Annotated in this window: 14 protein-coding genes; all 14 read left to right on the top strand. The window is 46.8% G+C overall.

Translation table 11 applies throughout. The annotated features are described in order from the left end of the window. Position 1 precedes the first annotated feature (1 nt). The 14 genes from hpt (at position 2) to lysS (ending at position 13,957) form a co-directional block, all read left to right on the top strand. On the top strand, positions 2 to 550 hold the full coding sequence (hpt, locus tag BHE18_RS09140) for a hypoxanthine phosphoribosyltransferase (protein WP_032085197.1): 549 nt from the start codon (positions 2 to 4) through the stop codon (positions 548 to 550). 126 nt (positions 551 to 676) lie between these two features. Continuing rightward, entirely contained in the window at positions 677 to 2,653 is a 1,977-nt protein-coding gene (ftsH, locus tag BHE18_RS09145; RefSeq protein ID WP_071618312.1) for an ATP-dependent zinc metalloprotease FtsH, read from the top strand. A gap of 359 nt (positions 2,654 to 3,012) precedes the next feature. After that, positions 3,013 to 3,780 carry a type III pantothenate kinase gene (locus BHE18_RS09150; protein ID WP_171910688.1) on the top strand — a complete coding sequence of 256 codons (768 nt, stop codon included), beginning with the start codon at positions 3,013 to 3,015 and terminating at the stop codon, positions 3,778 to 3,780. Positions 3,781 to 3,802: 22 nt separating this feature from the next. Then, complete coding sequence (hslO, locus tag BHE18_RS09155) at positions 3,803 to 4,681, top strand: Hsp33 family molecular chaperone HslO (RefSeq protein WP_071618313.1); 879 nt, start codon at positions 3,803 to 3,805, stop codon at positions 4,679 to 4,681. 26 nt (positions 4,682 to 4,707) lie between these two features. Then, positions 4,708 to 5,610: a peptidyl-prolyl cis-trans isomerase gene (locus BHE18_RS09160; RefSeq protein ID WP_071618314.1), complete on the top strand. Its 903-nt coding sequence runs from the start codon at positions 4,708 to 4,710 to the stop codon at positions 5,608 to 5,610. Between the two features lie 376 nt (positions 5,611 to 5,986). After that, positions 5,987 to 6,916, top strand: coding sequence for a cysteine synthase A (gene cysK / locus BHE18_RS09165; protein ID WP_071618315.1), 930 nt, complete (start codon positions 5,987 to 5,989; stop codon positions 6,914 to 6,916). Positions 6,917 to 7,448: 532 nt separating this feature from the next. Further along, positions 7,449 to 8,858, top strand: coding sequence for an aminodeoxychorismate synthase, component I (gene pabB, locus BHE18_RS09170; RefSeq protein WP_141771845.1), 1,410 nt, complete (start codon positions 7,449 to 7,451; stop codon positions 8,856 to 8,858). Continuing rightward, entirely contained in the window at positions 8,855 to 9,442 is a 588-nt protein-coding gene (pabA, locus tag BHE18_RS09175; RefSeq protein WP_071618317.1) for an aminodeoxychorismate/anthranilate synthase component II, read from the top strand. Before pabB ends, pabA begins: the two co-directional genes overlap by 4 nt. Continuing rightward, positions 9,442 to 10,329 (top strand): aminodeoxychorismate lyase, encoded by an 888-nt coding sequence (gene pabC / locus BHE18_RS09180; protein ID WP_071618318.1) that lies wholly within the window; start codon positions 9,442 to 9,444, stop codon positions 10,327 to 10,329. Before pabA ends, pabC begins: the two co-directional genes overlap by 1 nt. Further along, positions 10,313 to 11,146 (top strand): dihydropteroate synthase, encoded by an 834-nt coding sequence (gene folP / locus BHE18_RS09185; RefSeq protein WP_071618319.1) that lies wholly within the window; start codon positions 10,313 to 10,315, stop codon positions 11,144 to 11,146. The genes pabC and folP overlap by 17 nt, the downstream gene beginning before the upstream one ends. Continuing rightward, positions 11,139 to 11,504, top strand: coding sequence for a dihydroneopterin aldolase (folB, locus tag BHE18_RS09190; protein WP_071618320.1), 366 nt, complete (start codon positions 11,139 to 11,141; stop codon positions 11,502 to 11,504). The genes folP and folB overlap by 8 nt, the downstream gene beginning before the upstream one ends. Next, entirely contained in the window at positions 11,501 to 12,028 is a 528-nt protein-coding gene (gene folK / locus BHE18_RS09195; RefSeq protein ID WP_071618321.1) for a 2-amino-4-hydroxy-6-hydroxymethyldihydropteridine diphosphokinase, read from the top strand. Before folB ends, folK begins: the two co-directional genes overlap by 4 nt. Continuing rightward, positions 11,980 to 12,204 carry a helix-turn-helix domain-containing protein gene (locus BHE18_RS09200; RefSeq protein ID WP_071618327.1) on the top strand — a complete coding sequence of 75 codons (225 nt, stop codon included), beginning with the start codon at positions 11,980 to 11,982 and terminating at the stop codon, positions 12,202 to 12,204. The genes folK and BHE18_RS09200 overlap by 49 nt, the downstream gene beginning before the upstream one ends. A 265-nt stretch (positions 12,205 to 12,469) precedes the next feature. Next, positions 12,470 to 13,957 (top strand): lysine--tRNA ligase, encoded by a 1,488-nt coding sequence (lysS, locus tag BHE18_RS09205; protein ID WP_071618322.1) that lies wholly within the window; start codon positions 12,470 to 12,472, stop codon positions 13,955 to 13,957. Positions 13,958 to 14,360: the final 403 nt, after the last annotated feature.

The following is a 14,360-nucleotide window of genomic DNA, read 5'->3' on the forward strand; positions in this document are numbered from 1 at the left end:
ATTGTTAAATCAGGATATTGAAAAAGTATTGATTTCAGAGGAAGAACTTCAGGCAAAAATCAAGGATTTAGGGGCGCAGCTGACAGAGGAGTATCAAGATAAATTCCCACTCGCCATCGGTGTGTTGAAAGGTGCAATGCCATTCATGGCTGACCTGTGCAAACGCATGGACACACATATGGAAATGGATTTCATGGACGTATCAAGTTACGGGAACTCCACTGTTTCTTCCGGTGAAGTCAAGATTGTGAAAGACCTGGATACAAAAGTTGAAGGCCGTGACATCCTGATCATCGAAGACATCATCGACAGCGGTTTGACGCTGAGCTACCTTGTGGAATTATTCCGCTACCGCAAAGCGAAGTCGATCAGTATCGTCACACTTTTAGATAAGCCGTCCGGCCGCAAAGCGGACATCGTAGCAGACTATGTCGGCTTTATCGTTCCGGATGAATTCGTCGTTGGCTACGGTCTGGATTATGCGGAAAGATACCGTAATCTTCCTTACATCGGTGTCTTGAAACCTGAAGTGTATACAACAGGTGAATAAGCGTAATCTAAAGAGGAATCATTCTATTCATTTTAACGGAAAACATCAAGGCCTATTTGTTGTAATGCCATGATTTACTATGATACTATTTTAGTTAGTTTGTTTACCCGTGGGAGGAGGTAAGGGATGAACCGGATCTTTCGTAACACCATATTCTATTTACTGGTCTTTTTAGTCATTATAGGTGTGGTGAGTTATTTCAGTAACAACAACGAACCAACCAAAAATATCGAATACAGCACGTTCATCAACCAGCTTGAAAAAGGGGAAGTCGAATCATTCTCCATTCAGCCTGGAAGAGGTGTATATGAGGTAAAAGGAGAGCTGAAAGGTGCTAAAGAAGGAGAAACCTTCTTAACCTATGTCCTTACTACCGATGGCAAGTTAATGGACCAAATCAATGCTGCAGCTTCCGAGCAGGGTATTGATGTAAATGTATTACAGGCCAAAGAAACAAGCGGATGGGTATCGTTCTTTACAACGATCATTCCATTTGTCATCATCTTCATACTGTTCTTCTTCTTACTGAACCAGGCTCAGGGCGGCGGAAGCCGAGTCATGAATTTCGGTAAGAGCAAGGCGAAGCTTTACAGTGAAGAGAAAAAGAAAGTCCGCTTTAAAGATGTAGCAGGAGCGGATGAAGAGAAACAAGAACTTGTAGAAGTCGTGGAATTCCTTAAGGATCCGCGTAAATTCTCTGAAATTGGTGCACGCATACCTAAAGGGGTGCTGTTAGTTGGACCTCCGGGTACCGGTAAAACATTGCTTGCCAGAGCAGCGGCAGGAGAAGCGGGAGTACCGTTCTTCTCAATCAGTGGTTCTGACTTCGTTGAAATGTTTGTCGGTGTCGGTGCATCACGTGTACGTGATCTATTTGAAAACGCAAAGAAAAATGCGCCTTGTATCATCTTCATCGATGAGATTGATGCAGTGGGACGCCAGCGTGGAGCGGGACTTGGCGGAGGCCACGATGAACGTGAGCAGACGCTTAATCAGCTTCTTGTTGAAATGGACGGTTTCGGAGCCAACGAAGGGATCATCATCGTTGCCGCAACGAACAGACCGGACATTCTTGACCCGGCATTACTTCGTCCAGGACGTTTTGACCGTCAGATTACGGTTGACCGCCCGGATGTCATCGGCCGTGAAGCAGTACTGCAGGTACATGCCCGCAACAAGCCGCTTGATGATACTGTTGATTTGAAGGCGATCGCCATGAGGACCCCTGGTTTCTCCGGTGCCGACCTTGAAAACCTTCTGAACGAGGCAGCACTTGTTGCAGCCCGTGAGGACAAAAAGAAAATCGATATGCGTGACATCGACGAAGCAACGGACCGCGTCATTGCTGGGCCAGCTAAGAAGAGCCGCGTCATATCTGAAAAAGAACGTAAAATCGTTGCTTACCATGAAGCCGGTCATACTGTGATCGGGGTCATACTGGATGAAGCGGATATGGTACATAAAGTGACCATCGTTCCACGCGGTCAGGCTGGAGGATATGCCGTCATGCTGCCTAAAGAAGATCGCTACTTTATGACAAAGCCTGAGCTTCTTGATAAAATCACGGGCTTGCTCGGAGGACGTGTCGCAGAAGAAATCATCTTCGGCGAAGTATCCACCGGTGCCCATAATGACTTCCAGCGTGCAACGGGTATCGCACGCAAGATGGTGACCGAATACGGTATGAGCGACAAGCTCGGACCGCTTCAATTCGGTTCACAGCAAGGCGGTCAAGTGTTCCTGGGCCGTGACATCAATAGTGAACAAAACTATTCTGATGCCATCGCACATGAAATCGACATGGAAATGCAGCGCATGATCAAAGAAAGCTATGCACGCGCGAAGAAGATCCTCACCGAGAACCGCGACAAGCTTGAACTGATCGCCAAAACGCTGCTTGACGTCGAAACACTCGATGCAGCCCAAATCAAACACCTCGTCGATCACGGAAAACTGCCTGAACGCGTTTACGAATCTGACAAAACAGACAACGGAGACGTAAAGGTAAACATCCAAAAGAAAAACGAACAAAACGTGATCGAAGCAGAAACACCGGACACAACACCAAAAACCGACGATCCTGACAAAACGGATCGCGTATAATAAGAGAAGACTGTACCTGTAACGGGTGCAGTCTTTTTTTATATTCATTTCACAATGGCGGGTTGCATAACACAAAAAATTCATTAAAACCGGCTCCAGCGTTGATTGGAGTGCAAGACGGAGACTCCTGCGGGAAGAGTAGCTAATGTGAGACCCCGCAGGAGCGAATGCGACGAGGAGGCTCACGGGCTACCCGCGGAAAGCGAAGTCTTGCACGGAAATCATAAGCGGTATTTAAGAACAATCTAAGTTTTAAATTTACAGTGATCAACCGCCCGGTTTTTGTACTTACCTATTATTTATTAGATATGGTATGATGTTGGCAGTGTGTAAAACAATACGCTTAGTAGGTGAGAAAATTGATTTTTGTAATGGACGTAGGGAACACAAACATTGTCTATGGCGTCTATGAAGGCGACCATTTAAAATATCACTGGAGATCTGAAACCAACAGGCACAAAACCGAAGATGAATTCGGTATGCTGGTCAAGAATCTCTTTCAGCATGTAGACTTGAAATTCGAAGAAATAGACGGCATCATCATTTCGTCCGTCGTGCCTCCGATTATGTTCAGCCTGGAACGCATGTGCGAAAAGTATTTCAATGTCACGCCCCTTGTTGTCGGACCCGGGATCAAAACAGGCTTGAATATCAAATATGAAAATCCCCGTGAAGTCGGTGCAGACCGGATCGTGAACGCGGTTGCCGGCATCCATGAATACGGCGGCCCGCTGATCATCGTCGATTTCGGTACGGCGACTACTTACTGTTACATCAACGAGGAAAAACAATATATGGGCGGGGCAATCGCACCCGGCATCGGCATATCGACTGAAGCCCTTTATTCGAAGGCGGCAAAGTTACCGAGGATCGAAATCGCCCGTCCGGATAACATCATCGGAAAGAACACGGTAACCGCGATGCAGGCCGGCATCCTTTATGGATATGTCGGACAAGTTGAGGGAATCGTACAAAGGATGAAAACCCAAAGTAAAAAGGAACCGACCGTGATTGCAACCGGGGGACTGGCGGCGTTGATATCGAAAGAATCGAACACAATCGATGTCGTGGATCCATTCCTTACCCTTAAAGGATTGAAACTGATTTATAAACGAAACATGAATTAAGAAAAAGGAAAGGAGCTTGAATATGAGCGACTACTTAGTAAAAGCCCTGGCTTATAATGGGCAAGTGCGCGCGTATGCCGTCAAAAGTACAGATACTGTCGGCGAAGCGCAGAGAAAACATGATACCTGGCCGACAGCTTCAGCTGCGCTTGGCCGTTCCATCAGTGCCGGTGTCATGATGGGCGCGATGCTCAAAGGAGAAAATAAACTGACGATCAAGGTGGAAGGCGGAGGCCCGATCGGTGCCATCCTTGTAGACAGCAACGCCAAGGGTGAAGTGAGGGGATATGTCACCAACCCGCATGTCCATTTTGATTTGAATGAGCACGGAAAGCTCGATGTCCGCCGTGCAGTAGGTACATCAGGTACTCTATCAGTCGTTAAAGACATCGGCATGAGAGATCACTTCTCAGGACAGGTGCCGATTGTATCCGGAGAACTCGGTGAAGATTTCACCTACTATTTTGTGACTTCAGAACAGGTGCCTTCCTCTGTCGGAGTCGGCGTCCTGGTAAACCCCGACAACTCAATCCTCGCTTCAGGAGGATTCATCCTGCAATTGATGCCGGGGACTGACGATGAAACGATCACTAAGATCGAAGAAAGATTGTCTAAAATCCCGCCGATATCAAAGCTGATCGAAAAAGGCCTGACTCCTGAAGAAGTATTGGAAGAAGTGCTTGGAGAAGGTGAAGTGAAGGTCCTTGAAACGATGCCGGTATCATTCCAGTGTAAGTGTTCAAAAGACCGTTTTGCCAATGCGATCATCAGCCTTGGTGAAAATGAGATTCAGGATATGATCGATGAAGAAGGACAAGCAGAAGCGAAATGCCACTTCTGTAATGAGTCATATGTTTTTTCCGGCAAAGAATTGGAAGAACTTAAAGCCGAAGCGAAATAGTAAAAAGTCAGGGAGACATACAATCGATGAAACGTAAACCTAAACCTTTTCTGATTGCTGCAGCTGTACTGCTTGTCACGAACATCATCACATTATTCTTATGGTTGAAACCCGATGCTTCCCCGGGCGTAGGGGGAATCAGTGCAGGCAGCGAGATCGTTGCCACGGTCGGCGGTGATTCTGTATCCAGGGAGGACTGGCTGTATGCTCTTGAACAAAAGTACGGCGAACAAGAGCTGAAACAGCTGGTCAACCAAAAAGTAATCGAAAAAGCTGCGAAAAAATATAATGTTTCCATTTCCGATAAAGAAGTCGATCAAGAGTTTGATCTGATACGCTCTGCGTATAACTCTTTCGATGAAGAGTTCACTGCAGACGAGGAAACTGTCAAAGCCCAGATCAGGACCGACTTACTGCTGGAAGAGCTTCTGACCAAGGATGTAGAAGTTTCGGAAGAAGACATGAAAAACTTCTATACCCAGAATGAAGAAATGTACTCGATCCCTAAAATGTTCAACCTGAAACAAATCAAAGTAAAAGACAAATCCGATGCCGGGCAGGTCATCAAGGAATTAGAGAACGGCTCAAGCTTCGATGTCCTGGCAATGGAGCGTTCCACCGATGACGGGAGTGCCAATCTTGGCGGGGACATCGGCTATGTTCCTGCAGACGGTGAGCTTTTATCACCTGAAGCAGTGAAGGTGCTCGAATCCACAAAGGAAGGGAAATGGAGTCAGCCGGTAAAATCGGGATCAGATTATGTCATTTATCTTTTAAAAGATACCGTTAAAGAAAGACAATACAGCTATAAAGACGTAAAGGACCAGATACGCCGCCAGCTTGCGATGGAACAAGTGGAAACACCGCTAACGCCTGAAGCGTTCTGGGATGAAGCAGAAGTGGAATGGTTTTACGGCACGGAACAATGATGGAAGACTGGCTTAGCGGCTAGTCTTTTTCCATTTACATAAACATAAGGGGTTTAACGAATCATAGTAGGGATATATGGTGAATAGAGTAGGAAAAGAGAAAAGGGTGCTCACGAGAGTAGACCTTTTCTGTTTGTCCTGCTTCAGGGCGTAGAGGCACATGTCTTAAGCTAAACCGACCAAGAAGGCAAAAAACGCCTTTGTATCCGTTTCGTCTTATACCACCCGTCTCTGAGAAAAGCCCTTACGCATTTCTGTTTGTCCATCTACGGCGGGTAGAGCCTCGAGGTCATTTTAATTGACAATATGATTGGAAATTGGTACGTTTTAGATAATAAATCCAACAAAATTACTTGGGATTGGGAGTGTGGAATGTATGGTAAGAGTGGCTAATTCAATTTCGGAATTAATCGGTCAGACTCCAATAGTGAAGCTTAATCGACTAGTAGATGACAACAGCGCAGATGTTTACTTAAAATTAGAATATATGAACCCCGGAAGCAGCGTGAAAGACAGGATCGCCTTAGCGATGATCGAAGAAGCTGAAAAAGCGGGTAAGATCAAGCCGGGCGATTCCATCGTTGAACCGACGAGCGGAAATACGGGGATCGGCCTTGCCATGGTTGCTGCAGCAAAAGGCTATAAATCCGTACTTGTCATGCCTGACACTATGAGTATGGAGAGGCGCAACCTTCTGCGTGCATATGGAGCGGAGCTAGTATTGACGCCGGGATCTGAAGGAATGGGTGCCGCGATTCGCAAAGCCGAAGAACTTTCCAATGAGAAAGGATACTTCATGCCGCAGCAGTTCAAGAATGAAGCAAACCCGAGAGTGCACAGGGAAACGACAGGGAAAGAAATCGTGGAGCAAATGGGCGGCCAGCTTGATGGTTTTGTTGCCGGCATCGGAACGGGCGGAACGATCACCGGAGCCGGCGAAGTATTGAAGGAGCATTATCCATCCATCAAGTTGTATGCGGTGGAACCAACTGACTCCCCGATCCTGTCGGGCGGTAAGCCGGGCCCTCATAAAATCCAGGGGATCGGTGCAGGGTTTGTGCCTGACGTCCTGAATACTTCTGTTTACGACGAAGTCATCCAGGTGAAAAATGAAGAGGCTTTTGATTATGCAAGGAGAGCCGCCAAAGAGGAAGGCATCCTTGGAGGCATCTCATCCGGAGCCGCGATTTGCGCCGCGCTGAAAGTGGCAAAAGAACTCGGCAAAGGAAAAAAAGTCCTCGCTGTCATCCCAAGCAACGGTGAACGCTACCTCAGCACCCCGCTTTATCAATTTGATGATGAATAAATAAGTGAACCAAATCCTGAAGCAGGCAATTGCTTCGGGATTTTTTTCTTTTGTCGTATGAAATTTTACCTCTGATTTGAAAGACTTTGGGGGAGCGTCCAGCAGTAGGCTTCGTTAGCACAGCAAAAAAGTTTTGCGTGGAGGGACAGGTGGGTTAATTCCTTATTTTTACATTTGACGGAATTATCTCTGGAATTGAAAGATTAATTGGTGAATTTGAAAGATTATTGGCCAATTTTCAAAGATTAACGGTGAAAATTCGAAAATTCCTGTCCCGAATTCGAAAGATTAACTGACTTAACCTTAGATTACCGACCCCAACCGGTGGATTTACAACTCAAATTCAAAGATAACCCTCCCTATCCCTGAGATTTATCTCCCCAAACTCGAAGATTAACAGCCAAAACTCAAAGTTCACTGAACCAAACGATAAGATTCCTACAAAACTCCCCCTTTCCATACTTTCAACAGTGAAACCTCCCCAAACTTCATGTATCATGAAAGAAGATAAAACAGTAGGAGTGTGAAGCACGTGCAGCACTTATATTTTCATAAAACCCGAACTACAAAAGAACAATTCTTCTCAGCATATGAACAACTGAGCCGGGACCAATCGCATCATGTATTGCTGGAAAGCGGCCGGGGAGGAAGATATAGTGTTGCCGGACTTCAACCGAAAGCAATCGCGGAAAGCTCAGGGGGCGGCCTTACCATACAGGATGCTGAAAACACGGAAATCAGACATGGTGATCCATTGGTGGAACTGGAAAAATGGCTGGATCCCCTTAAAACCGGGAGGAATCCCGATCTTCCTGATTTCCAGGGAGGGGTCATCGGGTTTCTGAGCTATGACTATGCGAGGAGAATCGAGAAACTGCCGGAACTGAGTCAAGATGATCTCGGGATTCCGGAAGTGTATTTCTTTTATCTAGATCAGTGGGCGGTATTTGACCACGAAGAAGAGGTAATGTGGACGATGATCCTCACGCAGGCGGAGAAGTCAGATGCCGAAGCACTGCTGCAAACGTGGACGGACGTGTGGAAAGGGAAGCTTGCAAATAGTGACATCCAAGTCGATACGCAGCTGGATAAGGAGACCGCCGGCCGCGGAGTATCAATGGATGAAGGGCAATTTTCAAATGCGGTAAAAAAAATCCAGGATTATATTTCACAGGGTGATGTTTTTCAGGTCAATCTATCGGTAAGGCAATCCGAGAAACTCAGTGTTGAGCCATTCGAGGTTTATAAAAAACTTCGTGAATTGAACCCTTCTCCATATATGAGCTACATCCAGACGCCTGACTTCCAGATCGTGTCGGGTTCGCCGGAGCTTTTGGTCAAGAAAAAGGGTGCGGAAGTGAGCACAAGGCCGATTGCCGGTACGCGTTCACGCGGGAAAAATGCCGAGGAAGATGCAGCGCTCGCACAGGAACTCATCGGCAATGAAAAGGAACGGGCCGAACACGTCATGCTCGTCGATCTTGAGCGGAATGATTTGGGGAGGGTCTGCGCCTACGGGACTGTCGAAGTCAATGAGTTCATGGTCATCGAGAAGTATTCGCATGTCATGCACATCGTTTCGAACGTAAGAGGGACATTGGATGAACAGAAAACCAATGCCGATGTCATCCGTTCTGTTTTTCCGGGAGGCACGATCACCGGGGCACCAAAAGTAAGGACGATGGAAATCATTGAAGAATTGGAGCCGGTCAGAAGGGGCATTTATACAGGGTCGATCGGCTGGATCGGCGTGAACGGCGATATGGAATTGAATATCGTCATCCGGACAATGCTGGTGAAGGACCAGCATGCATACATCCAGGCGGGTGCGGGCGTTGTCATCGACTCGAACGCTAAATATGAATACAAGGAATCGCTGAAGAAAGCCAGGGCGCTCTGGGTGGCCAAAGCCATGGCGGAAGGAAACGGGGGACAACCATGATACTCATGATCGATAATTATGACTCATTCACATATAATCTTGTTCAGTTTTTAGGAGAGCTTGGTGAAGAACTGGCCGTCAGACGGAATGACGAAATCACCATCTCTGAAATAGAAGCGATGTCACCCGATTACCTGATGATTTCTCCGGGGCCCTGCAGTCCGGACGAAGCAGGGATCAGCCTTGAGGCGATTTCTCATTTTGCAGGAAAAATACCGATCTTCGGTGTGTGCCTCGGCCACCAGTCGATTGCCCAGGTCTTTGGGGGGGATGTCATCCGCGCCGAACGTCTGATGCACGGTAAAGTGTCGGACATGCATCATGACGGAAAGACCATCTTCAAAGGACTCAAGAACCCATTTGAAGCAACACGCTATCATTCCCTGATTGTAAAGCGTGAAACCCTGCCGGATTGTTTTGATATCACAGCTGAGACCTCTAAGGGAGAAATCATGGCCATCCGCCATAAAGAGCTCCCGGTCGAAGGGGTGCAATTCCATCCAGAGTCGATCATGACCCAATATGGAAAGCAGCTTCTGAAGAACTTCCTGGAAACCTATAAGAAAGCCGAGCTGCCGGTTTAATGTATATCTATTCTAGCGGCAAGATCGTTCATCAGTCAGAAGCGGCCATCTCCCCATTTGATCACGGTTATCTATACGGGCTTGGTGTCTTTGAAACCTTCCGGACGTATGGCGGCCATCCCTTTTTATTTGGGAACCACTTAGCGAGGTTGAAGAATGGGCTCGATGCATTAAACATCAAGGCAGATTTAGGGGAAGCTGAAATGAAGCAGGTAGTGACCTCCCTTTTAAGAAAAAATGGACTGGAAGATGCTTACTGCCGGCTGAATGTCTCGGGAGGTCCGGGTGAAATCGGATTGCAGACAGCTCCCTACGTTGATCCCACGGTCATCCTTTTTCAAAAAGAATTACCGCCATCCGTGCCATTGCGTGAAAAGGAGGGCATCATTCTCAAGCTGAGGCGGAGCACCCCTGAGATAAAGGAAAGATTGAAGTCCCATCATTATCTAAATAACCTTGCTGCTAAAAGGGAAATCGGTCCCGCCCCGGATAAAGAAGGGATCTTTCTTACGGGTGACGGCTATCTATGCGAAGGCATCACATCGAATATCTTCTGGTTGAAAGAAGGAGAACTTTTTACGCCGGCTGTTGAAACCGGACTTTTAAACGGGATCACCAGACAGTTCATTCTTGCCCTGGCGGAGAAATTGAAACTTCCTGTCCGTGAAGGATTTTACCAAGAAAGCGATCTGGAAGGGGCAAGCGAAGTATTCTTAACGAATTCCGTGCAGGAAATCGTACCCGTCAGGAAAATTGGGGATCAAACATATAGAGGCCGTGACGGCCGCTATGTGAGATTGCTGCATGAACATTATCAGGAATACGTACCTTACTTGAACTCCATAGAAGACATGAAAGAAGGGAACACCCATGACAAAAACGATTAAATGCGGAAACTATGAATTGGACTATTCCAGCAAAACCCTCATCATGGGGATCCTGAATGTGACGCCGGATTCATTTTCTGACGGAGGATCATATGACTCCGTGCAGAAAGCGGCGGCGCGTGCGAAGGAAATGGTGGAAGAAGGAGCGGACATCATTGACGTCGGCGGCGAATCGACTCGTCCGGGGCATACCCCTGTCACGGCAGAGGAAGAGATTTCAAGGGTGGTCCCGATCATAAAAGCGCTTGTCAAAGAAGTCGATGTCCCGATTTCGATCGATACGTATAAAGCGGAGACTGCCAGAGCGGCTGTCGAGGCAGGCGCCCATATCATCAATGACGTCTGGGGAGCCAAGAAAGACCCGCTCATGGCAGAAGTGGCATCTGAAAAAGGGGTGCCGATCATCCTGATGCACAACCGCGTGGATAAAGAGTATGACGTCTTCATGAGGGATGCGGTGCAAGATCTTCAGGAAAGCATCTCCCTTGTAAAAAAAGCAGGGGTGAAGGATGACCGGATCATCCTCGACCCGGGAATCGGCTTTGCCAAATCATTCGAACAGAACCTTGAAATGATGAGGAACGTCGACATTCTCGTATCCCTCGGATATCCGGTTCTTTACGCCACCTCGCGAAAACGGGTCATCGGCCACGTGCTCGACCTGCCGGTGGAAGAAAGAATGGAAGGGACGGGTGCGACGGTATGCTGGGGCATTCAGAAGGGCTGCCAGCTCGTACGCGTCCATGATGTGAAGGAAATGTCAAGGATGGCGAAGATGACGGATGCTTTAATGGGAAAGGGGCAGTACGATGGATAAGATCATGTTGAACGAAATGGAATTCTACGGCTATCACGGGGTTTTTTCCGAAGAAAACAAGCTTGGTCAGCGGTTCCGGGTGAGCGTGGAGCTGCATCTCGATTTGAAAAAATCTGGCCAAACTGACAATCTTGAAGACTCAGTCAACTATGCGGATGTGTATTCCATAGCCAAATCTGTGGTGGAAGGGGAACCTCTTAATCTGGTGGAAGCGGTGGCCGAAAGGATTTCCTCGGAATTATTAAAATCATTCTCTGCTGTTGAAAGCTGCACGATAACACTGATCAAGCCCGACCCGCCGATTCCCGGTCATTACCGGTCGGTGGCGGTGGAGATTACGAGGAGTCGATCACAATGAAGAGCATGGCATACCTTTCCCTCGGATCGAATATGGGGGAGCGGGAGGTTTATCTGGAAAAAGCCATTAATATCCTGGATAGTCATGGTAAGATAGAGGTAAGAAGGAAATCGTCCATCTATGAAACGGATCCAGTAGGTTTTACCGATCAAGGCGAATTTTTGAATATGGTGATTGAAGTCCGTACGGATTTAAGTCCGGAAATATTGCTGCAGCAGTGCCTGCAGGTGGAACATGACATTGGGAGAAAAAGGGAGTTCAAGTGGGGACCGAGGATCATAGACATGGATATACTGCTCTATGATCACGAAACGATTGACGCAGAGGATCTCCTCGTCCCTCATCCAAGGATGCAGGAAAGAGCGTTTGTTCTCATACCGCTATTAGAGCTTGAACCGTCTATCACGCATCCTGCTGACGGCACCCCGTTCAATCGCTTTCTGGACGAAATACCTGACAAAGAAGGAGTTCGGTTATGGAAACAGATAAATGGGGAAGACGCGTTCGTGCATTCAGAAAGCTGAAAGGATTCACTCAGGAAGGGCTGGCAAAGGAACTGAGCATCTCCGTATCCGTTCTCGGTGAAGTGGAGAGAGGGAGCCGCATTCCTAAAGAAGACTTCCTGGTGAAGGTGGCAGATGTGCTCGGTATTACGATCGAGGACCTGGACCCTCAGGGTGATTTGGAACATAGTGAATAAACCGTCACGTGATAAATCAATCGAAATCTGTTATTCTGATAAAGGCTGGATTCCAATCATGATACCCATCATGAACGGAGCGGCCTTTTTTAGATAGATTTTTTATTGCAGTATCCTTCGCCCCGCGTGAAACACACGGGACAGTTTTCTCGAAGAACTGGAACTTTAGGGGTGTTACAATCCCGGATATTGTGTAAAATAGTATGGTATATATTCGTATCAGTCTAGTAAAGCAGGAAAGCAGATAGAATAGGAGTGAAACACAATGAGTCACGAAGAAATAAATGACCAGTTCCGCGTAAGGCGCGAAAAAATGGAATCCATCCGTGAAAAAGGAATGGATCCTTTCGGTAAACGTTTTGAACGCACACACAGCTCATCAGATATAAAATCACAATATGATGAGTTTTCGAAAGAAGAGCTGGAAGAAAAAGAGGTTTCGGTAACGATTGCCGGCCGAATCATGACGAAGCGCGGAAAAGGGAAAGCGGGATTTGCCCACCTTCAGGACCTCGAAGGACAAGTCCAAATTTATGTACGTAAAGATGCAGTCGGCGAAGAAGCGTATGAATACTTCAACACAGCAGACCTTGGAGATATCGTCGGTATTACAGGGACAGTTTTTAAAACGAAGGTTGGAGAGCTTTCAGTTAAAGCAAAAGAATTCACCTTGCTGACAAAAGCGCTTCGTCCTCTTCCCGAGAAGTTCCACGGGTTGAAAGATGTAGAGCAACGCTACCGTCAGCGCTACCTTGACCTGATCACAAGCCAGGAAAGCAAAGAGACATTCATCGCCCGGAGCCGCATCATTCAATCAATGAGAAGATACTTAGATAACAACGGCTACCTTGAAGTAGAAACCCCAATGATGCACAGTATCGCGGGAGGAGCATCTGCACGTCCTTTCACGACGCATCACAATGCTCTTGATATGCCGCTGTATATGCGAATCGCAATCGAGCTTCACTTGAAGCGCCTGATCGTCGGCGGTCTTGAAAAAGTATACGAAATCGGCCGAGTATTCCGTAATGAAGGAGTGTCTACACGACACAACCCTGAATTCACTATGATCGAGCTTTATGAAGCATATGCAGATTACCGAGACATCATGGCACTGACTGAAAACCTTGTCGCCCATATTGCAAAAGAGGTATTCGGTTCTACTACTGTTCAATACGGGGATTATGAAGTGAACCTTGAGCCTGAGTGGACCCGCCTTCATATGGTAGACGCCGTTAAAGAACATACAGGAGTAGACTTCTGGAAAGAAATGTCCGCTGAAGAAGCACGTGCACTGGCTAAAGAGCATGGCATTGAAATTAAAGACAATATGCAATACGGTCATGTCGTAAATGAATTCTTCGAGCAAAAAGTAGAAGACAAGCTTATTCAGCCTACATTCATCTACGGACACCCGGTGGAGATTTCTCCGCTTGCGAAGAAAAACGATGAGGATCCTCGATTCACAGATCGTTTCGAATTGTTCATCGTGGGCCGTGAGCACGCAAACGCGTTTACAGAGCTTAACGATCCAATTGATCAAAGAGAACGCTTTGAAGCTCAGCTGAAAGAAAGAGAAGAGGGTAACGATGAAGCACACATGATGGATGACGACTTCATTGAAGCATTGGAATACGGTATGCCTCCGACTGGCGGCCTTGGAATCGGGATCGACAGGCTAGTTATGCTGTTAACGAACTCTCCGTCCATCCGTGACGTCCTGCTGTTCCCATTGATGCGTCATCGTGACTGATCGATACTATATAGAAGAAAGCAGCGGCTGCCGGCCGCTGCTTTTTTATTTGGGTTGATTTTACAAGCAGAAAGAAAGTATATGGCTTGAGACCTATTTTGAAAAAGAATTAAAAAAGATGAAAAAAAGTATTGCGCCCTAGTTTATATGGTGGTATATTATTATCTGTTGCCGCAAAACACGGCAGATACACAAAAAACTTTTTAAAAAAAGTTATTGACACTTCGGTGTTGATACTGTAATATTTAAAGGGTCGCTTCAAACGAAGCAAGCAACAAATTGAACCTTGAAAACTGAACAAAACAAGACAATTACGTCAACGTTAATTCTAGATTTACCGCAACGATTGAATCGTTGCAAAAAGAGCTATTCAAACTTTTATCGGAGAGTTTGATCCTGGCTC

It is taken from the genome of Rossellomorea aquimaris (assembly GCF_001877785.1).
GTDB classification, from domain to species: domain Bacteria; phylum Bacillota; class Bacilli; order Bacillales; family Bacillaceae_B; genus Rossellomorea; species Rossellomorea aquimaris_A.